Source organism: Nocardioides exalbidus, from assembly GCF_900105585.1.
Classification (GTDB): domain Bacteria; phylum Actinomycetota; class Actinomycetes; order Propionibacteriales; family Nocardioidaceae; genus Nocardioides; species Nocardioides exalbidus.
On sequence record NZ_FNRT01000002.1, the window covers coordinates 2,286,119 to 2,307,975 of the forward strand.

At 71.7% G+C, this 21,857-nt stretch carries 21 protein-coding genes; 16 read left to right on the forward strand and 5 right to left on the reverse strand.

Annotated features, from left to right (window positions below):
- Positions 1 to 80: 80 nt before the first annotated feature.
- The 15 genes from BLV76_RS22840 to BLV76_RS11320 all read left to right on the forward strand — a co-directional run bounded on the left by BLV76_RS22840 (position 81) and on the right by BLV76_RS11320 (position 16,639).
- Complete coding sequence (locus BLV76_RS22840) at positions 81 to 692, forward strand: TadE family protein (protein WP_217630323.1); 612 nt, start codon at positions 81 to 83, stop codon at positions 690 to 692.
- 14 nt (positions 693 to 706) lie between these two features.
- On the forward strand, positions 707 to 2,590 hold the full coding sequence (locus BLV76_RS11255; RefSeq protein WP_090969207.1) for a pilus assembly protein TadG-related protein: 1,884 nt from the start codon (positions 707 to 709) through the stop codon (positions 2,588 to 2,590).
- Positions 2,591 to 2,828: 238 nt separating this feature from the next.
- Positions 2,829 to 4,457 carry a chaperonin GroEL gene (gene groL, locus BLV76_RS11260; protein WP_090969208.1) on the forward strand — a complete coding sequence of 543 codons (1,629 nt, stop codon included), beginning with the start codon at positions 2,829 to 2,831 and terminating at the stop codon, positions 4,455 to 4,457.
- A gap of 195 nt (positions 4,458 to 4,652) precedes the next feature.
- Positions 4,653 to 5,204 carry a hypothetical protein gene (locus tag BLV76_RS11265; RefSeq protein WP_090969209.1) on the forward strand — a complete coding sequence of 184 codons (552 nt, stop codon included), beginning with the start codon at positions 4,653 to 4,655 and terminating at the stop codon, positions 5,202 to 5,204.
- Positions 5,205 to 5,309: 105 nt separating this feature from the next.
- A complete protein-coding gene (locus tag BLV76_RS11270) occupies positions 5,310 to 5,831 on the forward strand; it encodes a hypothetical protein (RefSeq protein WP_090969210.1) in 522 nt (173 codons plus the stop codon).
- Positions 5,828 to 6,379: a nucleotidyltransferase family protein gene (locus tag BLV76_RS11275; RefSeq protein ID WP_090969211.1), complete on the forward strand. Its 552-nt coding sequence runs from the start codon at positions 5,828 to 5,830 to the stop codon at positions 6,377 to 6,379. The genes BLV76_RS11270 and BLV76_RS11275 overlap by 4 nt, the downstream gene beginning before the upstream one ends.
- A 68-nt stretch (positions 6,380 to 6,447) precedes the next feature.
- Positions 6,448 to 7,314 carry an AAA family ATPase gene (locus BLV76_RS11280; RefSeq protein ID WP_090969212.1) on the forward strand — a complete coding sequence of 289 codons (867 nt, stop codon included), beginning with the start codon at positions 6,448 to 6,450 and terminating at the stop codon, positions 7,312 to 7,314.
- Positions 7,311 to 8,447: a vWA domain-containing protein gene (locus tag BLV76_RS11285; protein ID WP_090969213.1), complete on the forward strand. Its 1,137-nt coding sequence runs from the start codon at positions 7,311 to 7,313 to the stop codon at positions 8,445 to 8,447. Before BLV76_RS11280 ends, BLV76_RS11285 begins: the two co-directional genes overlap by 4 nt.
- Complete coding sequence (locus BLV76_RS11290; RefSeq protein ID WP_090969214.1) at positions 8,440 to 9,573, forward strand: XdhC family protein; 1,134 nt, start codon at positions 8,440 to 8,442, stop codon at positions 9,571 to 9,573. The genes BLV76_RS11285 and BLV76_RS11290 overlap by 8 nt, the downstream gene beginning before the upstream one ends.
- 70 nt (positions 9,574 to 9,643) lie before the next feature.
- Entirely contained in the window at positions 9,644 to 10,867 is a 1,224-nt protein-coding gene (locus tag BLV76_RS11295; protein WP_090969215.1) for a sigma-54-dependent transcriptional regulator family protein, read from the forward strand.
- A gap of 118 nt (positions 10,868 to 10,985) precedes the next feature.
- Positions 10,986 to 12,050, forward strand: coding sequence for a ScyD/ScyE family protein (locus BLV76_RS11300; protein WP_139306551.1), 1,065 nt, complete (start codon positions 10,986 to 10,988; stop codon positions 12,048 to 12,050).
- A gap of 94 nt (positions 12,051 to 12,144) precedes the next feature.
- Positions 12,145 to 12,618 (forward strand): (2Fe-2S)-binding protein, encoded by a 474-nt coding sequence (locus BLV76_RS11305; protein WP_090969217.1) that lies wholly within the window; start codon positions 12,145 to 12,147, stop codon positions 12,616 to 12,618.
- Complete coding sequence (locus BLV76_RS11310; protein ID WP_090969218.1) at positions 12,615 to 15,089, forward strand: xanthine dehydrogenase family protein molybdopterin-binding subunit; 2,475 nt, start codon at positions 12,615 to 12,617, stop codon at positions 15,087 to 15,089. Before BLV76_RS11305 ends, BLV76_RS11310 begins: the two co-directional genes overlap by 4 nt.
- Positions 15,086 to 15,931, forward strand: a complete 846-nt coding sequence (locus BLV76_RS11315; RefSeq protein ID WP_090969219.1) for an FAD binding domain-containing protein — start codon at positions 15,086 to 15,088, stop codon at positions 15,929 to 15,931. The genes BLV76_RS11310 and BLV76_RS11315 overlap by 4 nt, the downstream gene beginning before the upstream one ends.
- Positions 15,932 to 16,639 (forward strand): SRPBCC family protein, encoded by a 708-nt coding sequence (locus BLV76_RS11320; protein ID WP_090969220.1) that lies wholly within the window; start codon positions 15,932 to 15,934, stop codon positions 16,637 to 16,639.
- On the opposite strand, the gene BLV76_RS11325 is transcribed toward BLV76_RS11320, so the two are convergent.
- A complete protein-coding gene (locus BLV76_RS11325) occupies positions 16,626 to 17,246 on the reverse strand; it encodes an alpha-ketoglutarate-dependent dioxygenase AlkB (RefSeq protein ID WP_090969221.1) in 621 nt (206 codons plus the stop codon). The genes BLV76_RS11320 and BLV76_RS11325 overlap by 14 nt on opposite strands.
- 111 nt (positions 17,247 to 17,357) lie before the next feature.
- Between BLV76_RS11325 and BLV76_RS11330 the strand changes: the two genes are divergently transcribed.
- Positions 17,358 to 18,080, forward strand: coding sequence for a GntR family transcriptional regulator (locus tag BLV76_RS11330; RefSeq protein WP_090969222.1), 723 nt, complete (start codon positions 17,358 to 17,360; stop codon positions 18,078 to 18,080).
- A 15-nt stretch (positions 18,081 to 18,095) separates the two neighbouring features.
- On the opposite strand, the gene BLV76_RS11335 is transcribed toward BLV76_RS11330, so the two are convergent.
- From BLV76_RS11335 to BLV76_RS11350, 4 genes are all read right to left on the reverse strand, one after another.
- Complete coding sequence (locus tag BLV76_RS11335) at positions 18,096 to 18,689, reverse strand: HD domain-containing protein (protein ID WP_090969223.1); 594 nt, start codon at positions 18,687 to 18,689, stop codon at positions 18,096 to 18,098.
- Complete coding sequence (locus BLV76_RS11340; RefSeq protein ID WP_090969224.1) at positions 18,686 to 19,570, reverse strand: oxygenase MpaB family protein; 885 nt, start codon at positions 19,568 to 19,570, stop codon at positions 18,686 to 18,688. Before BLV76_RS11340 ends, BLV76_RS11335 begins: the two co-directional genes overlap by 4 nt.
- Before the next feature lie 80 nt (positions 19,571 to 19,650).
- Positions 19,651 to 21,297 (reverse strand): DNA repair helicase XPB, encoded by a 1,647-nt coding sequence (locus tag BLV76_RS11345; protein ID WP_090969225.1) that lies wholly within the window; start codon positions 21,295 to 21,297, stop codon positions 19,651 to 19,653.
- A gap of 16 nt (positions 21,298 to 21,313) precedes the next feature.
- Entirely contained in the window at positions 21,314 to 21,838 is a 525-nt protein-coding gene (locus BLV76_RS11350; protein ID WP_090969226.1) for a CGNR zinc finger domain-containing protein, read from the reverse strand.
- Positions 21,839 to 21,857 lie beyond the last annotated feature (19 nt).

Genomic DNA, 21,857 nt, shown 5'->3' on the forward strand with positions numbered 1-21,857 from the left:
CGGGCGGCGCCACTGTTGGAGGGGGAATCCAGATGCTCACGTGGCGTCGTCGTCGTCGAGGCGAACGCGGTGCGGCAGCGGTGGAGTTCGCCCTCCTCGTCCCCGTCCTGCTGATCTTCATGCTCGGCATCGTCGAGCTCGGCCTGTTCATGAAGGACTACGTGTCCATGAGCAGCAGCGTGCGCGCCGGTGCACGCTCGGCCGCCGCCTCCGCGGACGCCGGTCCCGGCACCTGCGAGGCGAGCTCGAACCCGCCTCCGTGCACGCCGATCATCGCCCCGGCGCTCGCCCAGGCGGCCGCGGACACCATGCAGACCGCCGGCACGGCCATGAACGCCGAGGACATCCAGTGGGTGATGATCTACTCGGCCAACCAGGCGGGCTACCCCGGCACCCTCACGAGCATCCCGAACTCCTGCACCGACAAGTGCGTGATGTACGTCTGGGACGCCGGGCTCAAGAAGTTCCGCTACTCCAGCGGCTCGTGGACCTCGACCACGGTCAACGCCTGCCTCAACGACGACAACCGGGAGTCCGTCGGTGTGGCGCTGCGCGCCAACCACAAGTGGATGACCGGTCTCGTCGGCGGCCTCATGGGCGGCGACAAGGTCATGACCGAGCGCACCGTCTTCCAGTTCGAGCCGCTCGAGCAGGACCGCTGCAAGCCCGGCACCCCCAACGCCCACGGCTGATCGGACGACACGACGTGAAGCTCTTCCGCATCCCCAGCAAGCGCCGCCGCGACGAGGCCGGAGCTGTGGCGATCCTCATCGCGATGTTCTTCGCGTTCATCGCGCTCCCGGTCGGCGCGCTCGCGGTCGACATGTCCCGGATCTACGTCGAGCTGCAGCGTCTCCAGGCCGCTGCCGACGCCGCCGCGACCGCGGGTGTGACCTACATGCCGGATGACTTCGACAGCGCGAAGGCGCGCGCCCTCGCCATCGCCGAGGACAACGGCTTCCCCAACTCAGGCACCAGCAGTGTCTCCGTGGTCATGGGCGACAAGCCGACGCAGCTCAAGGTCACCGTGTCGTCGACCGTCTCCAACGCCTTCGCCAAGGGCATCGGAGTTCCCAACTCCACGGTCTCGCGCTACGCGGTGGCCGACTTCAACGGGCCCGCGCCGATGGGGAGCCCGTGCAACTCGTTCGCCAACGAACCAGCCGGGTCTGCCCAGCAGGGCCCCTCCACGTCGCAGACCAAGGTCCCGACCTACGCCACGTGCACGAACCCGCAGTTCTGGGGCGCGATCGCCGGTCCCGAGACGTGGAAGGACCAGGGGTCGCAGTACGACGCGCGCAAGTGCGGCGGCACCGAGGACGGCTGCGCCAGTCGCGCGGGCGGCGCCGCGAACAACGAGTTCGAGCCCCGCGGCTTCGTCTACCTCGTCCGCGTCGCCGCTTCCGGGGTCGGCCAGTCCGTGCGTCTTCAGATCTACGACCCTGCCTACGTCGAGACCGCTTCGGACTGCACCATCGGGCCGGTCGCCATCACGAGCAACCACTACTACTCCTCGAGCGACATCTCCTCGGGGGACAACGACAAGTACCCGCTCGCCACCACTGACGCGAACCTCCGGTACGACAACGAGAACAACGCGTTCTGCACGGGCGACTCCGACAACGACGGTCGACGTTTCGGCAGCGAGGTGCCGACGATCACCTCCTTCGCCCTGCGCAGCCCCGTGGACAACCTCAACCCGTACTCGGCGCCCGCCCTGAACCCGGCGCAGTGCACCAAGCAGTGGCCCGGCTACAGCAACACGTCGAGCTACGTGAACCACAACAACGGCAACGGCAACCACTACGACTGGACGGCTGGACCGCGCGAGCGGAACCTGCGCAACTCGGGCAGCAACAACGACTACAAGCAGGACGTCGCACGCGTCTTCCACCAGTGGGTGGACCTCTGCACCTTCACGCCGACGAAGGCGGGCGACTACTACCTCCAGGTGCGGAGCAACGTGGCCCTCCCGGCGAGCTACACGCTGGACTCGACCGGTGCCGTGGCCGGCAACTCGAACGTGGTCAACCAGGAGGGTGACGACACCAGCGTCCTCGGCAACGGCACCAACAACTTCGCGCTCCGCGCCGTCACCGGCGCCGCGGCCGGCGCCATCACGGTCGCGCCGTTCGAGAAGATGCGGATCTACGCGAACGCCGACTCCGCCAACACGACGTTCAACCTGGTGCGGGTCGCGCCGGCTGCCGCCAACAAGACCCTGGTGGTGACCTACTTCGACGTCGGCGAGGCGACGAGCTCCGGCTCGAGCTCGGGCTCCGTCCAGTTCATCCCGCCCGGTGACGCCAAGCTGGGGAGCGTCGCGATGACCTCCGCCGCCAACTGCGTGGCAGCAGGGCCGACGACCGGGAACCTGAGCAACTGCAAGGTCAACGGCATCACCTCGACGACCAACAACGGCAAGCTCCAGACGGTCCGGATCCCGATCCCCAACAACTACACGTGCCAGGTGACCACCCAGGGAGGGTGCTGGTGGCGGGTGGCTGTCAGCTTCCCGGGGGCGGAGGTCCACGACGCGACCACCTGGACGGCCCGCATCGTCGGCGAGCCCGTCCGCCTCATCGAGTAGCACCTCCAGCCCGTCGCGAACGCCGTCCCGGACCTCCGGGGCGGCGTTTGCACTCTCGGGGGTCGAGTGCTAAACATGATGCTGGCACTCTCGTCATGAGAGTGACAGCGACCCCAGGTGACGCTGAGGTCCGCAGAAGCCGGCGGGAATGGATCGCAGGCGGAGCGGGCCGTCCGTCGCGGGCAGCCCAGCTGGTGGCCGCACACACAGACTCACGTCGATAGGAATCGCACGCGATATGGCCAAGCTGATTGCTTTCAACGAGGAGGCCCGCCGCGGCCTCGAGCGGGGTATGAACACCCTCGCCGACGCGGTCAAGGTCACCCTCGGCCCCAAGGGCCGCAACGTCGTTCTGGAGAAGAAGTGGGGCGCCCCCACGATCACCAACGACGGTGTCTCGATCGCCAAGGAGATCGAGCTGGAGGACCCCTACGAGAAGATCGGCGCCGAGCTGGTCAAGGAGGTCGCCAAGAAGACCGACGACGTCGCCGGTGACGGCACGACGACGGCCACCGTCCTGGCCCAGGCCATGGTCCGCGAGGGCCTGCGCAACGTGGCCGCCGGCGCCAACCCGATGGGTCTCAAGCGCGGCATCGAGGCCGCCGTCGCCGCCGTGTCCGAGCAGCTGCTCGCCATGGCGAAGGACGTCGAGACCAAGGAGCAGATCGCCTCCACCGCGTCGATCTCCGCCGCTGACACCACCGTCGGCGAGATCATCGCCGAGGCGATGGACAAGGTCGGCAAGGAAGGCGTCATCACCGTCGAGGAGTCCAACACCTTCGGGCTGGACCTCGAGCTGACCGAGGGCATGCGCTTCGACAAGGGCTACATCTCGGCCTACTTCGCCACCGACCTCGAGCGCATGGAGGCCGTGCTGGAGGACCCCTACATCCTCATCGCCAACTCCAAGGTGTCGACGGTCAAGGACCTGCTCCCGCTGCTGGAGAAGGTCATGCAGTCCGGCAAGCCGCTGCTGATCATCGCCGAGGACGTCGACGGCGAGGCGCTGTCGACCCTGGTCGTCAACAAGATCAAGGGCACCTTCCGCTCCGTCGCCGTCAAGGCTCCGGGCTTCGGTGACCGTCGCAAGGCCATGCTCCAGGACATCGCCATCCTCACCGGCGGCCAGGTCATCTCCGAGGAGGTCGGCCTCAAGCTCGAGTCCGCTGGTCTCGAGCTGCTCGGCCAGGCCCGCAAGGTCGTCATCACCAAGGACGAGACCACCATCGTCGAGGGTGCCGGCGACCAGGGCCAGATCGAGGGCCGGGTCAACCAGATCCGCGCCGAGATCGAGAAGTCGGACTCCGACTACGACCGCGAGAAGCTCCAGGAACGCCTCGCCAAGCTGGCCGGCGGCGTGGCCGTCATCAAGGTCGGCGCGGCCACCGAGGTCGAGCTCAAGGAGCGCAAGCACCGCATCGAGGACGCCGTCCGCAACGCCAAGGCTGCGGTCGAGGAGGGCATCGTCGCCGGCGGCGGCGTGGCGCTCGTGCAGGCCGCTGCCACCGCGTTCGACAAGCTGGACCTGACCGGCGACGAGGCCACTGGCGCCAACATCGTCCGCGTCGCGACCTCGGCCCCGCTCAAGCAGATCGCGATCAACGCCGGTCTCGAGGGCGGCGTCGTGTCGGAGAAGGTCGCCAACCTGGAGGCGGGCCACGGCCTCAACGCCGCCACCGGCGAGTACGTCGACATGATCGCCACCGGCATCATCGACCCGGCCAAGGTCACCCGCTCGGCGCTGCAGAACGCCGCGTCGATCGCCGCGCTGTTCCTCACCACCGAGGCCGTCGTGGCCGACAAGCCCGAGAAGGCCGCTGCCATGCCCGGCGGCGATATGGGCGGCATGGGCGGCATGGACTTCTGATCCCCGTCTGACGGAGTGTCCGCGGCGTTGGCGCCGCTCGACGCCCCGCTTCGCTCCAAGGGCGCCTTCGCGGCGCCGCCTTGCGGCCACACGCGTCATACAGGGATCAGGGTTCGACCCGATCAGCACCACCAGCGAGGCCTCCGCTCCGGCGGGGGCCTCGCTGCCATTTCGCTCGACGGGTAGGAATGTCGCATGCGCCTTCCCGTGCCCGGCCCGCGTGACGTCCTCACCGCCATCGAGCGGGGCACCGATCAGGTCGAGGCCCTGATCGGCGCGGTGCCCCGGGTGCTGGCGCTCCTCGACGACGCCGAGCGGCTCCTCGTGCGGGCCTCGGCGGCGATCGACCGCGTCCGGGAGGTCACCGAGGCCGCGAACGTCATCGTGGTGCGCACGAGCGCCGTCGTCGACGACGCCGACGCGCAGGTCGTGCGGGTGACCGGCCTGCTCGACACCTTCGAGCCCTCACTGACCCGGCTCCAGCCCACGCTGGAGACGCTTGCCGACACCACGTCCCCCGACGAGGTACGCGCGCTCGTCCAGCTCGTCGACCACCTCCCCGCGCTGACCGCCACGGTGGAGAAGGACCTCCTGCCCGTGCTCGGCACGCTCGGGTCCGTCGCCCCCGACCTGCACGACCTGCTCAACGTCTCGCGCGAGCTCAACGAGATCCTCGGCAAGGTCCCCGGGATCGGACGCCTCAAGCGCAAGGTCGAGGAGGACGACGATGAGCTCCCGGTGACGTGAGCACGCATCGGATGTGACCCACGTGACGGGAACGCACGACACGCGACGCGCGTCCAAGGGCATGTGGCACGGTGAGGACACCGGCCCGGTCCACCAGGAGGAATCGTGAACACCAGCCGTACCCCCAGCCGCGCACGCCAGCTGCTCGTCGTACCCGTCCTCCTCGCCGCGCTCGGCGGACTCGCCGCGTGCGGCTCCGACGACGCCGCCGACACGAGTGCGGACGACACGACCGCGTCGGACACCACCTCCTCGGGCGCCTCCGAGGGCGATGCCACCACCGACACCCTCTCCCTCGTGGCCGACGGCTCGACGGCAGGCAAGTGCGCCGTGCCGTCGGCCGAGATGCTCTCAGGCTTCGACACCGCCTTCGAGGGCACCGTCACCAGCGTCGAGGACGGCACCGCGACCCTCCAGGTCGACCAGTGGTACGCCGGCGCCGAGGCGACGACGGTCACGGTCGAGGCGCCGAGCCAGGACATGCAGGACCTCCTGATGGCGGTCGACTTCCAGCAGGGCAAGACCTACCTCGTCAGCGCCACCGGTGACCGGGTGACCCTCTGCGGCTTCACCGCCGAGAAGTCCCCGGAGCTCGAGTCGCTCTACGCGGAGGCCTTCTCGCAGTGACGTCGGTCGTCGGGCTGCTCCTCGCAGCAGGTGCGGGGAAGCGGTTCGGCGGCCCGAAGGCGCTCGCGCGCGACGACGACGGCACGTCGTGGCTGCTCCGATCGGTGCAGGCGCTGCGGCCGTGTGCCGAGGTCGTGGTGGTGCTGGGCGCCGAGGCCGAGCGTGCCGCGGCGTTGCTCCCGATGTCGGTGGCCCGGATCCGCGCCGACGACTGGGCCGAGGGCATGGGGGCGTCGCTCCGCACCGGTCTGCTCGCCCTCGAGCCGACCGACCACGACGCCGCCCTGGTGTCGCTGGTCGACCTGCCCGACGTCGACGCCGCCGTCGTGGCCCGCCTGGCCGGGGCGGTGTCGGGCCGCGGCGACCTCGTGCGGGCGTCGTACGACGGTGTGCCGGGGCACCCGGTCGTGCTGGGCCGCGACCACTGGTCCGGCGTCGTCGAGGGTGCGACCGGCGACCGCGGTGCTCGCGACTACCTCGCCACGCACGACGTGGCGCTGGTCGAGTGCGGCGACCTCGCCACCGGTGCCGACGTCGACACCCGCTGAACCTCGTGACCCGGGTTGGGCATCGCACGCCAACGTGCGACCAACGTGCTGGGTCGTAGCCTGAGCGCATGGAGTCAGCCGCGGACGTCGCCGCCCGCCTCGGAGCGACCGGGTACCTCGCCGACGGTGAGCTGGCCACCGTCGTCTTCCTGGCGTCGCGGATGCAGCGGCCGCTCCTGCTCGAGGGCGAGCCGGGCACCGGGAAGACCGCGCTCGCCGAGGCGCTCGCCCAGTCCCTCGACCTCCCGCTCGTGCGGCTGCAGTGCTACGAGGGGATAGACGCCAGCCAGGCCCTCTACGACTGGGACTTCCCCCGCCAGATCCTGCACCTGCGCGCCCTCGAGGCGGCCGGTGCCGTCGACTCCGACGAGGCCGAGAAGAGCCTGTACGACGAGCGCTTCCTGCTCGCGCGACCGGTCCTCGCCGCGCTCCGCCAGGCCCCCGCCGTGCTCCTGGTCGACGAGGTCGACCGCGCCGACGACGAGTTCGAGGCCTTCCTGCTCGAGGTGCTCTCGACCTGGCAGGTGACGATCCCCGAGTTCGGCACGGTGACCGCTCCGGAGCCGCCGCTGGTGGTCCTCACCTCCAACCGCACCCGCGAGCTCCACGACGCGCTCAAGCGCCGCTGCCTCTACCACTGGATCGACCACCCGGGCCTCGAGCGCGAGGTCGAGATCGTCCGCTCGCGGGCGCCCGAGGTCAGCGAGGCGCTGGCCCGGCAGGTGGTCGGGGTCGTGCAGCAGCTGCGCACCCGCGACGACCTGCTGAAGGCGCCCGGCGTGGCCGAGACGCTCGACTGGGCGCGGGCGCTGACCTACCTCGGCACCGCCGAGCTCGACCTGGCGTCCGCAGCGGCCACCCTCGGCGCCCTGCTGAAGTATCGCGAGGACGGCGACCGGGTGAAGGCGGCGCTCGACCGGATGCTGTCGCGATGACCACCGCGCCGGGGTCGCCACGCGGTGCCGACGAGGTGCTGCTCGGCTTCACGCGCGCGCTGCGGGCCGCCGGCGTGCCCGTCACCCAGGACCGGTCGCACGGCTTCCTCACCGCGGTCGCGACGGTCGGCGCCGACGACCGCCAGGCGACCTACTGGGCGGGCCGCGCCACGCTCTGCGGATCGCCCGACGACCTCGCCCGCTACGACCAGGTCTTCGCGGCGTGGTTCGACCCGCACGACGGGTTGCCACGGTCGCGCCCGCGCGAGCAGAGCCGGCCCCGGGCGCTGCACATGCTGCCCGACACCGAGGCCGCGGGCTCCGGTGCGGGGGACCAGGAGGAGGACGTGGTCCGCGCGATGGCCTCGACCTCGGAGGTGCTGCGCCACCGCGACGTCGCGACGCTCGACGCCGCCGAGAAGCGGCGCCTGTCCGGGATGTTCGCCCGCCTCTCGCTGCGCCCGCCGCAGCGGCGTACGGCCCGGCACCGCAGGTGGCACCGCGGCCAGGTCGACGCCGCCCGCACCATGCGCCGCTCGCTGCGGCACCTCGGCGAGCCGGCGGAGATCGCGTGGCGACGACGGGGCACCCGCCCGCGCCGCGTGGTGCTCCTGGTCGACGTCAGCGGATCGATGAGTGCGTACGCCGACGCGCTGCTGCGGCTCGCCCACCGGCTCACCCAGTCGGCGCGGGCCACCGGCGGGACGGTCGAGACGTTCACCGTCGGCACCCGGCTGACCCACGTCACGCGGGCGCTCCGCTCGCCGGACGCCGACCGCGCCATCGTCGCGGCGGGCGAGGTCGTGCCCGACTGGTCGGGCGGCACCCGGCTCGGCGAGACGCTGCGGGTGTTCCTCGATCGCTGGGGCCAGCGCGGGCTCGCGCGCGGCGCCGTGGTCGTGGTGTTCAGCGACGGGTGGGAGCGCGGCGACGCGGAGCTGCTCGGCGAGCAGATGGCCCGGCTGAAGCGGGTCGCGCACCGCGTCGTCTGGGTGAACCCGCACCGCGGCAAGCCGGGCTACGAGCCGCTCCAGGGCGGCGTCGTGGCGGCGCTGCCGCACTGCGACGAGTTCCTCGCCGGCCACTCCCTGGCGACCTTCGCGGACCTCACCGGGGTGATCGCCCGTGCGTGACGTGCTGCCCGAGCTGCTGACGTGGTGGGAGGCCGGCGAGACCGTCGGCGTCGGCACCGTCGTCGCGACCTTCCGCTCGGCGCCGCGCCCGCCGGGCGCCTCGATGCTCGTCGGGCCCGACGAGTCCGCGGTCGGCTCGGTCTCGGGCGGTTGCGTGGAGGGTGCGGTCTACGACCTCGCGCAGTCGGTGGTCGCGTCGGGGGAGCCGGTCCTCGAGCGCTACGGCGTCTCCGACGACGACGCCTTCGCGGTCGGCCTGACCTGTGGCGGCATCCTCGACGTCTTCGTCGAGCAGGTCTCCCGCGAGACCTTCCCCGAGCTCGGCGAGGTCGCGGCCGACATCGAGGCCGGCCGCCCGGTCGCCCTCGCCACGGTCATCGAGCACCCCGACCCCGCGTGGGTGGGCCGCCGGATGGTGGTCCGTCCCGAGAGCGACCCGGTCGGTGCCATCGGCTCACCGCGGGCCGACGCAGCAGTGCACGACGACGCCCTCGGGCTGCTCGCGGCGGGCTCGAACGCGACCCTGACCTACGGCCCCGACGGCGAGCGCCGCGGCGAGGGGATGCGGGTGTTCGTGTGGGGCTTCGCGCCCAAGCCGCGGATGCTGGTCTTCGGCGCCATCGACTTCGCGGCTGCCGTCGCCCGGGTCGGGTCGTTCCTCGGCTACCACGTCACCGTCTGCGACGCCCGGCCCGTGTTCGCGACCACCTCGCGCTTCCCCGGCGCCGACGAGGTGGTCGTCGACTGGCCGCACCGCTACCTGCAGGCCGAGGTCGACGCCGGCCGGGTGGACCGGCGCACGGTGCTGGCCGTGCTGACCCACGACCCGAAGTTCGACGTGCCCCTCCTCGAGGTCGCGCTGCGCCTGGCCGACGACGTGCGTCCCGGCTACATCGGTGCGATGGGCTCGCGGCGCACGCACGACGAGCGGATGGAGCGGCTCGCCGAGGCCGGGCTCACCGACACCGAGCTCGACCTCCTGTCCTCGCCCATCGGGCTGGACCTCGGTGCCCGGACGCCCGAGGAGACGGCCGTCTCGATCGCGGCCGAGATCGTCGCCCGCCGGTGGGGTGGGTCGGGGGAGCGGCTCGCGACGACGCAGGGCCGGATCCACCGCGAGGACTGAACCAGTCCCCGCTGCCCTGTTACCAGCGTCACTCGCGAGTTAGGTTGGCCCCGACCCCGGGGGAGCCGCCATGCAACGCGATGACCTGCACGACCGGCGCGTGCGCGCCGTGCGCGCGTGGACGCGCTTCGTCGCGCAGGGCGACGACGAGGACGACGCCGTGCGTCCCGAGATCCTCAGCAGCTGGCAGCTCTCGGGCGTCGTGTCGCCCGACGTGACCCATGCCCCGCTCGCCGACGAGGGCGACACGGCCGACTTCTGGAACGCCTCGCCCCTCCAGACAGCCGTCGAACGGGTCCAGGACGAGCTGCGTCGCACGGCCGAGGACGGCGACCTGGTCATCGCCGTCACCGACGACCAGACCCGGATCCTGTGGACCTACGGCGGCCGGGTGATGCGACGCAAGGCCGAGACGGTCAACTTCGTGCCCGGTGGACGCTGGGACGAGCGCAGCGTCGGGACCAACGCCCTGGCAATCGCCGGTCGCACGGCAGCGCCGTCGATGGTCTTCAGCGCCGAGCACTACGCCGAGGTGGTGCACAACTGGGTCTGCTGGGCCGCGCCCGTCTTCGACCCGGTCACCGGCCGCTCGCTCGGCGTGATCGACCTGTCGACGACCTGGGACCGCACCCACCCGATCGGGCTGGCCACCGCGCGCGTGATGGCACGGCTCATCGAGGGCGCGCTGCCCACGGACCGTCGTACGCCGTTCGCGGGGGACGTCGGCCCCGACGAGCCCGGGCTCGTGCTGACGCTGCTCGGGACCGCGGAGGTGTGGTTCGACGGGCAGCGGCTGCTGCTCAACCGCCGCCAGACCGAGATCCTCGCGCTCCTGGCGCTGCACCCCTCCGGCCTCTCGGTCGAGCACCTGCACGCCCTGCTCTACGGCGACGCCGCGGTGACCACCTCGACGCTGAAGGCGGAGGTCTCCCACCTGCGCACGGCACTGTCCGGCCAGCTCTCGTCGCGGCCCTACCGCCTCACCATGCCGGTCACCAGCGACGTCGAGGAGGTGCAACGCCTCCTGCGCCGTGGCGACGTACGACGAGCGGTGCGCGCCTACGGCGGCGACCTGCTGCCCGGGACCGAGTCGCCCGCGCTCGTGCAGATGGGCGACTACCTCGCGGTCAGCGTCCGGGAGGCGCTGCTGAACGACCCCGACCCCGACGCGGTGCTGCGCTACAGCGAGCTCGCGCCCTACGACACGGCTGTCGTCGAGGCGTGCCTGGCCGCGATCCCGGTGCACCACCCGGTCGCCCCGCTGCTCAAGGGCAAGCTCGCCAGCGCACGTTGACCGTTCCTTGAGATTCCGGTCATTTCCCACGTAGTGGCTGGCCCGGGTCGAGGAGCGAGGTCGATCCTGCAACGAGGTGCCGTGCCGGGAGGGCGCGGCCCCGACGAGGGAGAGTTGCATGGTCACGACACGAGGAGGGATGGCGGCGGGAGCGGCCGTCCTGCTCGCGGGGAGCCTGCTCGGCGCCCCCACGGCGGGGGCAGCCCCCGCACCCGAGCCCACGACGGTGGCGAAGAAGCTGGTCTCGCCGCTCAGCATGGTGGTCGCCGGCGACGGCACCGCCTACGTCAGCCAGAACTTCGCCGGCCTGCTCACCGCGGTCCCGCCCGGAGGCAAGCCGAAGGTCGTCTTCGCCGCGCCCAGGAAGGGGACCGAGGTCGGCGCGCTGTCGGAGTCGGGCGGCGTCGTCCACTTCGCGACGACGAAGGGCAAGAAGGCGGTCCTGTGGTGGATGCGTCCCGGCGGCAAGCCGATGATGCAGGCCGACCTCGGCGCCTACGAGGCGAGGAAGAACCCGGACGGGAAGCAGGCCTACGGCTTCAGCGACCTCGACGCGACCTGCCTGGCGCAGATCCCGAAGGAGGTGCCCGGCGCCTACACGGGCATCGTCGAGTCGCACCCCTACGGCTCCGCGGTCCACCGCGGCACGACCTACGTCGCCGACGCCGCGGGCAACTCGATCCTCGGCGTGGACGCCAGGGGCAAGGTCTCCACCGTGGCCGTGCTCCCGCCGGTCGCCGTGGTGATCACCGCCGAGGCGGCCACGGCGAACAAGCTCCCCGCCTGCGTCGTGGGGCACACCTACGCCTTCGAGCCGGTCCCGACGGACGTCGAGGTCGGCACGGGCGGCTGGCTCTACGTCAGCCTCCTGCCCGGCGGTCCGGAGGACGGCAGCACCGGAGCCAACGGCATGGTGGTCAAGGTCAAGGCGAGGACCGGCAAGGTGCGCACCGTCGCAACCGGCCTCGCGGCGGCCACCGGCGTCGCGGTAGCCGACAACGGCGACGTCTACGTCGCGCAGCTCTTCGGCGGGATGGTCTCGCGGATCAAGGCGGGCTCCGACCGGGCCGTGCCCTACGTGATGGCGAAGATGCCGGCGGCGGTGGAGTGGTCCGACGGCCACCTCCTGGTCTCGGCCAACGTCCTGTCCGAGAAGCCGCGGGGCACGGTCCTGCAGTACTGAGGCCCGGGGTTGGTCCGCGGGCAACCGCGGACCAACCATCGGCACCTAGCGTCGGTCGTGAGAGTGACCCACCTCACACGCCTGGAGGCGCCCCATGACCAAGATCGAGCTCACTGTCGACGGAGCCGCTGTCTCCGACGACGTCGAGCCCCGGATGCTGCTCGTGCAGTACCTCCGGGAGAAGCTCGGCAAGACCGGCACGGTGATCGGCTGCGACACCTCGAACTGCGGGGCGTGCACGGTGCACCTCGACGGCTCGAGCGTGAAGTCGTGCAACGTGCTGGCCGTGCAGGCCAACGGCCGCACCGTGACGACGATCGAGGGACTGGCCGAGACCGCGGAGGGCGACCTCCATCCCGTCCAGGAGGCCTTCCGTGAGTGCCACGGCCTCCAGTGCGGCTTCTGCACGCCGGGCATGATCATGCAGGCCGTCGACCTGCTCGCGGAGAACCCGAGCCCCACCGAGGAGGAGGTCCGGCTCGGCATGGAGGGAAACCTCTGCCGCTGCACCGGCTACCACAACATCGTCAAGAGCGTCCTCCACGCCGCCGAGGGAGCCCGCTCATGACCGCCACCCAGGACCGCCCGGCCGCAGAGATCGGCAAGGACCGGCGCCGCAAGGAGGACCAGCGGCTGATCACCGGCCGCACCCGGTGGACCGACAACATCACGCTCCCGGGGATGCTGCACCTCGCGATGGTGCGCAGCCCGTTCGCCCACGCCACGATCACCTCGATCGACACCGAGGCCGCCGCGGCCTCGACCAACGTCGTCACCGTGCTGACCGGCAAGGACTTCGGCGAGGAGCTCGGCGCGTGCATCAACGCGTGGCCGATCACGCCCGACCAGAAGACGCCCGCCCACTCGCCGATGCCGGCCGACCGGGTCGCCTTCGCGGGCGAGATCGTCGCCGTCGTGGTGGCCCGCAGCGCCGCCGCGGCACGTGACGCCGCCGAGCTGGTCGACGTCGAGTACGACGAGCTGCCGGCCGTCGTCGGCATCAAGAAGGCGCTCGAGGACCAGGTGCTCGCCCACCCCGACCTCGGCACCAACAAGTCGGCGCTGTGGGTCTTCGACTCCGGCGAGGCCGGCACCGGCTCCGACGTCGAGGCGGCGATCGAGACCGCCCGCGCCGACGGGATCGTCATCGAGCGGGAGTACCGCCAGCAGCGGCTGATCCCCGCCTTCATGGAGCCCCGCAGCGTGGTGGTCGACCCGACCAGCGAGCAGCTGACCATGTGGTCGGCGACGCAGATCCCGCACATCCTCCGCTTCGCGCTGGCGGCCACCACCGGCGTGCCCGAGTCCAAGATCCGCGTCATCGCACCCGACGTCGGTGGCGGGTTCGGCGGCAAGCTCCAGACGACGCCCGAGGAGATGATCGCCTGGGGGGTGGCCCGCCGGCTCGGGAAGCCGGTGAAGTACACCGAGACCCGCAGCGAGAGCCTGATGGCCGCGCACCACGGTCGCGACCAGGTGCAGACCCTGACCCTCACCGCCGACAAGGACGGCAAGGTCACCGGCCTCAAGGTGCACCTCGACGCCGACCTGGGCGCCTACGTCGCCATCGTCGGTGGCGGCGTGCCGGTGCTGGGCGCGTTCATGTTCAACGCGATCTACAAGTTCCCGGCCTACCGCTTCGAGTGCCAGACGGTCCTCACCAACACGACCTTCACCGACGCCTACCGCGGCGCCGGCCGGCCGGAGGCGACGTACGCCATCGAGCGGCTGATGGACGAGCTCGCCGCGGAGGTCGGCGTGGACCCGCTGGAGATCCGCGAGCGCAACTGGATCACCCACGAGGAGTTCCCGTTCACCACCGTCGCGGGCCTGGAGTACGACACCGGCAACTACGAGGCCGCGACGGCGAAGGCGAAGGAGTCCTTCGGCTACGACGAGCTGCGCCGCGAGCAGGCCGAGCGCCGCGAGCGCGGTGACCGCGTCCAGCTGGGCATCGGCGTCTCCACCTTCACCGAGATGTGCGGCCTCGCGCCGAGCCGGGTGCTCGGCAGCCTCGACTACGGCGCCGGCGGCTGGGAGAGCGCCAGCGTGCGGATGACGCCCCTCGGCAAGGTCGAGGTCGTCACCGGGGCGAGCGCCCACGGCCAGGGCCACGAGACGGCGTTCAGCCAGATCGTCGCCGACCGGCTCGGGGTCCCCTTCGAGGACGTCGAGGTGCTGCACGGCGACACCCAGGTGGCGCCCAAGGGGCTCGACACCTACGGCTCGCGCTCGCTCGTCGTGGGCGGCGAGGCGCTCGTCAAGGCGGTCGACAAGGTCATCGACAAGGCCAAGGTGCTCGCAGCCCACCTGCTCGAGGCGAACGCCGACGACCTGGACTACGCCGACGGCAGGTTCACCGTCCGCGGCACCGACCAGGGCAAGGCGATCCAGGAGCTGGCGACGGCGACCTTCGCAGGTCACGACTACCCCGAGGGCATGGAGCTCACGCTCGACGCCGACGCGACCTACGACCCGGTGAACTTCAACTACCCCCACGGCACGCACCTGTGCGCGATGGAGGTCGACACCGAGACCGGCGCGGTCAAGATGCGCAAGTACACCTGCTGCGACGACATCGGGACGATCATCAACCCGCTCATCGTCGCCGGCCAGGTGCACGGCGGCCTGGTGCAGGGCATCGCGCAGGCGCTGTGGGAGGAGGCGGTGTACGACGACGCCGGCACGCTCGTGAGCGGGTCGTTCGTCGACTACCTCCTGCCGACCGCGGCCGACACGATCTCCTTCGACGTCGTCCACACCGACGACCCGAGCATCTGCACGACCAACACGCTCGGCACCAAGGGCGTGGGCGAGGCGGGCACCATCGCGTCCACCCCGGCGGTCGTCAACGCCGTCGTCGACGCCGTGCGCCACCTCGGCGTGAGCGACGTCCAGATGCCCTGCACCCCGGAGCGGGTGTGGCGCGCCATCCATGCCCACGACGGTGCGGCACCGACGGAGGAGTCGGCGATGCCGCACTTCGACGAGGGAGCGCCCAACCAGGCCCCCGTGACCGGAGAAGGAGCAGCCCAGTGATCCCGGTGGAGTTCGACTACCTCGCCCCCACGTCGGTCGAGGAGGCACTCTCCGCGCTCGGCGAGCACGGGGACGACGCGAAGATCCTGGCCGGTGGCCAGAGCCTGCTGCCCGTGCTGCGGATGCGCCTCAACGCGCCGGAGGTCGTCATCGACCTCGGTGGCATCTCCTCGCTGCGAGGCATCCGCGACGACGGCGACGCCATCGTGATCGGGGCGATGACCACCCACCACGACGTGCGTGACCACGACCTCGTCAAGGAGCACGCGCTGCTGCTGTCGAAGGCGGCCGCGGAGGTGGCCGACTCGCAGATCCGGCACCGCGGCACCTTCGGTGGTGCCCTCGCGCACGCCGACCCGGCGGGTGACCTCGGCGCGCCGGCGCTCGCGCTCGGCGCGCAGTTCGTGATCGCCGGACCGGGCGGGTCCCGCACGGTCGAGGCGTCCGACTTCTTCGTCGACCTCTTCGAGACGGCCATCGGCGACGACGAGATCCTGACCGAGGTCCGGGTGCCCAAGCACACCGGCTGGGGCGCGCACTACGAGAAGTTCGTCCGCGTCGCCCACCAGTGGCCGATCGTCGCCGTCGCGGCGACCGTGCGCGGCTCGATCGACGAGGCGAGGATCGGGCTCACGAACATGGGGTCCACCCCGCTGCGGGCCTCTGCCACCGAGGCCGCCCTCGTGGGAGCGAGCGCGACGGAGGACGGCGTACGCGCCGCGGCCGAGCTGGCTGCCGAGGGCACCAACCCGCCCTCCGACCTCAACGGTGCGGCCGACTACCGCGAGCACCTCGCGCGGGTGCTGACCGGTCGTGCGGTGCTGAAGGCGGCCGGTGCGTAGATGGAGCTGAACCACCGGTTCACCGTCCCGATCGGCGTCGAGGAGACGTGGGCGCACTTCAACGACATCGCCTCCGTCGCCGAGTGCTTCCCGGGCGCCCAGGTCACCGAGGCCGACGAGCAGTCGTTCGCCGGGTCGGTGAAGGTCAAGCTCGGCCCGATCGCCCTGCTCTACAACGGCACCGGCACCTTCGTGGAGAAGGACGAGGCCGAGCACCGCTTCGTCGTCGACGCGAAGGGCAAGGACAAGCGCGGCAACGGCACGGCCGGGGCGAAGGTGACCGTCGTCATGACCGACGCCGGCGGCGCGACCGACGTGTCCGTCGACACCGACCTGGCCATCACCGGCAAGCCGGCCCAGTTCGGCCGCGGCGTGATGCAGGACGTCTCCGACAAGCTCCTCGGTCAGTTCGTGGCCTGCCTCGAGCAGCGCCTCGCCGCACCCGAGCCGACTCCCGAAGCCGCCCCACCTGACCCGGGGACCGCGGCGGGGGTGGATGCTGCCCTACCCCCCGAGCAGCTGGCAGCCCCGCCCCCGTCGCCCCCTCCCGGTGCGCAGCACCGGCCGCCTCCCGCACCGCCGCGGGAGGCGGAGGCGCTCGACCTCGGCAGCGCCGTGCTGCCGGTGATCGCGAGGTCCTACTGGAAGCACGCGCTGGCAGCGCTCGCCGGCCTCGCGGTGGTCAGGCGGCTGCTCAGAAGACGTTGAGCGGGCGGAACTGCACCGAGATCCGGGGCCCGGCGTGGGCGACCTTGGGAACCGCGTGCTCCCAGGTGCGCTGGCACGAGCCGCCCATCACCACCAGGTCGCCGTGCCCCATCGTGACCGAGACGGACGCACCGCCACCGCGGGGCCGGAGCATGAGGCGGCGCGGGTCGCCGACGCTGACGATGGCCACCATCGTGTCCCCGGTGCGGCCGCGACCCAGGTTGTCGCCGTGCCACGCGACCGAGTCACGGCCGTCGCGGTAGTAGCAGCAACCGGCGCTCACGAAGGGCTCGCCGAGCTCGTCGCGGTAGTGGGTGCTCAGCTCGTCGCGGGCGCGCTCGAGCGCGGGATGGGGGAGCGGGTCGCCGCCGAGGTAGGTGTGCACGAGCCGGGGCACGTCGACCACCCGGTCGTACATCTCGCGGCGCTCGGCCCGCCACGGGACGTCGGAGACGAGTGCGGAAAACGCGGCGTCCGGGTCGGCCAGCCAGTTGCGCTGCACGTCGATCCACGCTCCGCGCGACAGCGTCCGACGCTCAGGGCTGAGCGCCACGGAATCCGTGGTGGAATCGGCGAAGAGGGACGACTGGAAGTCCACACCGGGCATCGTAACCCATCGTCGAACAGGCGTTCGAAGTTCCGGGTTCCGTCGAGTGTTTATCGAAGGAATCCTCAATGTAGTGACACCTGGTCCAGCCCAGTCCTAACCTGACTTGCTATGGAACCTGTGGACCTCGTCGTACCGCGCCAGCGGGCGTTGAAGCACGTCCAGGTTCGTGAGCACGTCCGCAGCCTCATCGAGGCGCAGCCCCCGGGCTCCGCGGCACCGTCGGAGCGCGAGCTGGTCGCCCGCTTCGGAGTGGCCCGGATGACCGTCCGACAGGCGCTCGACGCGCTGGTCGCCGAGGGCCTCCTGGAGCGCATCCCGGGACGTGGCACGTTCGTCGCGCAGCCGCCCAAGACCGCCGGTCGCCTGACCTCCTTCACCGAGGAGATCCGTCGCCGGGGGATGCTGCCGGAGTCCCAGACCCTGCTGGCCCGCGTCGAGCAGGCCGGTCCGGGCGTCGCCCGCGCACTCGACATCTCGCCCGGTGACCCGGTGCTGCACTGGCGCCGGCTGCGCCGTGCCGACCAGGCCATCGTGTGCGTCGAGGACGCCTACCTCAACGAGGTGCTGCTCCCGGGCTTCCTGCAGCACGGCACCCCGACGAGCCTCTACGAGGCGCTCGGTGCACGCGGCCTGCGTCCGACCGAGGTCGAGGACTCGATCAGCGCCGACCGCGCCAGCGCGGAGGAGGCCACGGTCCTCGAGATCGCCGAAGGCGACCCCGTGCTGCGCCACTCGCGCCGCGCCGTCTCCGAGGGACGCATCGTCGAGGTCTCGCGCACCTGCTACCGGCACGACCGCTTCACGGTCTACCAGTCGCTCACCGACCGCTGACCCCAGCGTCCGGCCTCACGCGCGCAGCTCCTCGAGCTCGCGCGTGAGGTTCGCGCGCGCGTCGGCCTCCCACAGCGCGCGGCCCTGAGGCGTGTGGAAGAGCCACGGCTTGGCGGCGAGGTCGTCCAGCACGAGCGCCCGGCCGACCCGGAAGTCGTCATCCTCGACGTGGGCGAAGTCGGCGCGCACGCCCGCGACGTAGGCGTCGTAGCGCTCGCGCGGGGCCGCCAGGATCGCGAGGTCGGCATCGCTCAGGGCGCCGCCCGCCGGGTCGTCGTCGCCCGGTCGGTGGTGCACGGTCATCCGGACCAGCCGCGCCACCTCGTCGGCGTACGGCACCGGGAGGGCGCGCTCGGCCCACTGCGCCGACAGCTCCTCGTCGTCGGCGGTGCCGTCGTAGACCGCGTCGTGGAACCACGCCGCGAGCGCGACGGTCGTCGCGTCGAAGCCGGCGCCGGCCGACCGCAGGAGGTCGAGGCGGTCGATGACCTCGGTGAGGTGCAGCAGGTCGTGGTAGCCGTCGCGGTCCCACGCGCCGAGGAGCTCGTCGCGCAGCGCGAGGTGGTCGCCGAGCGGCCAGCGCTGCGACAGGTCGTGGGCGAGGCTCACGCCCGCGCGTCCTCGATCGACTGCGCGTGCTCCCGCCCCGACGTCATCGCCCACCGGATGGCGCTGGTCGAGATCGTGCCGAGGGCACGACCGACCGTGCGGTCGAGGGTGCCGTCGAGGATCGGCGGGTGCGGCAGCCCGAGCTCGCGCCGCTCGTGCTCGGAGGTCAGCGAGACCGCGGCCCCGACCAGGGAGAGGTAGGCCGGCCGCGCCGCCAGTGGCAGGTCGGGGTGCCAGACGAGGAAGCGGATCGCGTCGCGCGCCGCGTCGGTGCCACGCAGCTCGGGGGCGTACGACGCCAGGGTGGCGGCGAGCTCGTCCTCGGTCTGCGGTGCATCGAGCACGCCGAGGTGCGTGGCCGCGACCCCGGCCTGGGCGACGTACTCGTCGCGCTCGGCGCCCACCAGCGGCCGGTGCCCGAAGCGGTCGTGGGCGCGGAGGAAGCTGTCGATCTCGGCGGCGTGCACCCAGCCGAGCAGGTGCGGGTCGGAGGCGGCGTAGGGCGTCCCGTCGGGCATCGTGCCGACGACCGACTCGTGTGCCCGCTGCACGGCCCGGATCAGCTGCAGGGCGTCGCGCTCGGCGCCGAAGGTCGTCATCGCGATGTAGGTCGACACCTGGGCGAGCCGGCCCCACATGTCGCCGCGGTAGCCCGAGTGGTCGGCGACCCCCTGCATGGCCGCGGGGTGCAGCGACTGGAGCATGATCGCGCGGATGCCGCCGACGAACATCGAGGCGTCGCCGTGGACGCGGTGGATCGGCGAGCCGGGCTCGAACCAGCGCGGTCCCGGGGTGCCGTGGACACGCTCGCGCTGGCGGGGACCGTCGGGACCCGCGACCTTGCGGAAGATCTCGGCGCCGATGCGGTCTCGGAGGGTCACTCCACGAGGCTAGCGGTGTGATCCACGCGGGCGTGGTCGCTGACGTCGTACCTCCCCTGCTGGCGACGCAGCAGGGGAGGTCAGGCCTCGGCGGCGAGGTCCCCGGCGTCGATGATCCGGTAGGCGTAGCCCTGCTCGGCGAGGAACCGCTGGCGGTTCTGCGCGAAGTCGGCGTCGACCGTGTCGCGCGAGACGACCGTGTAGAAGTGCGCGCTGCGTCCCTCGGTCTTCGGCCGGAGCAGGCGGCCGAGGCGCTGGGCCTCCTCCTGGCGCGAGCCGAACGACCCGCTCACCTGGATCGCGACCTCGGCCGAGGGCAGGTCGATCGAGAAGTTGGCGACCTTGCTGACCACCAGCAGCCCGATCTCGCCGGAGCGGAAGGCCTCGAAGAGCCGCTGCCGCTCCTTCACCGTCGTCTCGCCCTTGATGACCGGGGCGTCGAGCATCGCGCCGATCTCGTCGAGCTGGTCGATGTACTGCCCGATCACGAGGGTCGGCTGCCCGGCGTGCTGCTCGACCAGGTCGCGCACGACGTCGATCTTGGCGTGGGTGCACGACGCCAGCCGGTACCTCGTGTCGGGGTCGGCCGTCGCGTAGGCGAGCCGCTCGCCGTCGGGCAGGGTCACCCGCACCTCGACGCAGTCGGCGGGGGCGATGTAGCCCTGCGCCTCGATGTCCTTCCACGGGGCGTCGTAGCGCTTCGGTCCGATCAGCGAGAAGACCTCGCCCTCGCGGCCGTCCTCGCGCACGAGCGTCGCGGTCAGGCCGAGGCGCCGGCGCGCCTGGAGGTTGGCGGTCATGCGGAAGATCGGCGCGGGCAGCAGGTGCACCTCGTCGTAGACGATGAGGCCCCAGTCGCGCGCGTCGAGCAGCTCGAGGTGCGGGTAGACGCCCTTCCGCTTCGTGGTCAGCACCTGGTAGGTCGCGATCGTGACCGGCCGGACCTCCTTCACGGCGCCGGAGTACTCACCGATCTCGTCGGCCGTCAGCGACGTCCTCCTGACCAGCTCGTCCTTCCACTGCCGCGCGCTCACGGTGTTGGTGACCAGGATCAGGGTGGTGGCCTGCGCGTGCGCCATCGACGCGGCACCGACGATCGTCTTGCCCGCTCCGCACGGCAGCACGACCACGCCCGACCCGCCGTCCCAGAACGACTCGGCGGCCTCGCGCTGGTAGGGCCGCAGGTGCCAGCCGTCCTCGGCGAGGTCGATCGCGTGCGCCTCGCCGTCGACGTAGCCGGCGAAGTCCTCGGCCGGCCAGCCGATCTTGAGCAGCGCCTGCTTGAGGTTGCCACGCTCGCTCGGGTGGACGGCGACGGTGTCGGGGTCGAGGCGCTCGCCGATCATCCCGGCGACCTTCTTGGCGCGCAGCACCTCCTCGAGCACCGGGCGGTCCGTCGACGACAGCACCAGCCCGTGGACGGGGTGCTTCTCCAGGCGGAGCCGGCCGTAGCGCCCCATCGTCTCGGCGACGTCGACCAGCAGCGCGTGCGGGACGGCGTACCGGCTCCAGGTCAGCAACGCGTCGACCACCTGCTCCGCGTCGTGGCCCGCGGCGCGCGCGTTCCACAGGCCCAGCGGCGTCAGGCGGTAGGTGTGGATGTGCTCCGGGGAGCGCTCGAGCTCCGCGAACGGCGCGATGGCCTTGCGGGCCTCGCCGGCCGAGGGGTGGTCGACCTCGAGCAGGAGGGTCTTGTCCGACTGGACGATGAGGGGGCCGTCGTTCACCGCTCAATCCTACGGATCAGCTGGCCGCGGCCTTCTGGCGAGCGCGGTAGGCCGCGACGTTGGCGCGCGAGGAGCAGCGGTCGGAGCAGTAGCGGCGCGACTGGTTGGGCGAGGTGTCGACGAAGACGTTGTCGCAGCGCGCCTCGGTGCAGATCCCGAGCCGGGTGGCGCCGAGGTCGCACACCAGGTTGGCCAGCCCCATGAGTGACTCCGCGACCAGCAGCTCGGCCACCGAGGACGCCCGGTTGGTCACGTGCATGTGGAGGTTCGACGGGTCGTGGTCGGAGATCATCGGCGTGACCGGGTGGCTGGCGAGCAGGTCGTTGAGCGTGCCCACCACGAGCGGTACGTCGTCGGCGTCGGAGGCCTCGAACACCGGGCGCAGCTCGACCTGGAAGGCCTGGAGCGCGGGGATGTCAGCCGCGACCACCGACCTGTGCAGCCAGCTCCGGTCGGCGAGGTGGTCGGTCAGCGACCCCTCGTCGACCAGCTCGGCGTTGACGAGCGCCGCGGAGCGCTCGGCGTAGCGGATGAAGTCCACATTTCAATCGTAGCCGGGG

What these genes read in the sequence shown, in the direction of transcription:
- BLV76_RS11325 (WP_090969221.1), bottom strand. Translation starts at nt 17,246, where the DNA reads ATGCCCGGTGTGGACTTCCAGTCGTCCCTCTTCGCCGATTCCACCACG.
- BLV76_RS11295 (WP_090969215.1), top strand. Translation starts at nt 9,644, where the DNA reads ATGCAACGCGATGACCTGCACGACCGGCGCGTGCGCGCCGTGCGCGCG.
- BLV76_RS11330 (WP_090969222.1), top strand. Translation starts at nt 17,358, where the DNA reads ATGGAACCTGTGGACCTCGTCGTACCGCGCCAGCGGGCGTTGAAGCAC.
- BLV76_RS11285 (WP_090969213.1), top strand. Translation starts at nt 7,311, where the DNA reads ATGACCACCGCGCCGGGGTCGCCACGCGGTGCCGACGAGGTGCTGCTC.
- BLV76_RS11310 (WP_090969218.1), top strand. Translation starts at nt 12,615, where the DNA reads ATGACCGCCACCCAGGACCGCCCGGCCGCAGAGATCGGCAAGGACCGG.
- BLV76_RS11280 (WP_090969212.1), top strand. Translation starts at nt 6,448, where the DNA reads ATGGAGTCAGCCGCGGACGTCGCCGCCCGCCTCGGAGCGACCGGGTAC.
- BLV76_RS11300 (WP_139306551.1), top strand. Translation starts at nt 10,986, where the DNA reads ATGGTCACGACACGAGGAGGGATGGCGGCGGGAGCGGCCGTCCTGCTC.
- BLV76_RS11305 (WP_090969217.1), top strand. Translation starts at nt 12,145, where the DNA reads ATGACCAAGATCGAGCTCACTGTCGACGGAGCCGCTGTCTCCGACGAC.
- BLV76_RS11320 (WP_090969220.1), top strand. Translation starts at nt 15,932, where the DNA reads ATGGAGCTGAACCACCGGTTCACCGTCCCGATCGGCGTCGAGGAGACG.
- groL (WP_090969208.1), top strand. Translation starts at nt 2,829, where the DNA reads ATGGCCAAGCTGATTGCTTTCAACGAGGAGGCCCGCCGCGGCCTCGAG.
- BLV76_RS11265 (WP_090969209.1), top strand. Translation starts at nt 4,653, where the DNA reads ATGCGCCTTCCCGTGCCCGGCCCGCGTGACGTCCTCACCGCCATCGAG.